The 258-nt window shown below is 77.1% G+C and carries 1 pseudogene; it reads left to right on the plus strand.

Annotated features, from left to right (window positions below):
- Nucleotides 1-258: pseudogene (locus ACQG3P_RS20380) on the plus strand (hypothetical protein); the annotation flags it as partial.

Consider the following 258-nt stretch of genomic DNA (forward strand, 5'->3'; position numbering starts at 1 on the left):
ACCTGGCCAACGCCGACTGCGAGCGCGTGGATCCGGTTGCATTCGGCGTCGACGGTCGCCTGAGCCTGCCCGGCGTGCAGAACGCCGCCGGCGCCGACCCGGTGGACGCGGCCACGCTGCGCCGCAATGCCGAACTTACCGGCCGGGGGCCCCTCAACCCGCCCCAACACCCACCCCGCGGCCGGCACGAGTGCGGGCAGGGCCCGCGGGGCCCGCGCAACCCCCCCGACGCCCGCGGGCCCCCCCAGAGATCAAACG

Origin of the sequence: Stenotrophomonas sp. SrG, assembly GCF_050031795.1 — a bacterium.
Lineage (GTDB): Bacteria > Pseudomonadota > Gammaproteobacteria > Xanthomonadales > Xanthomonadaceae > Stenotrophomonas > Stenotrophomonas rhizophila_A.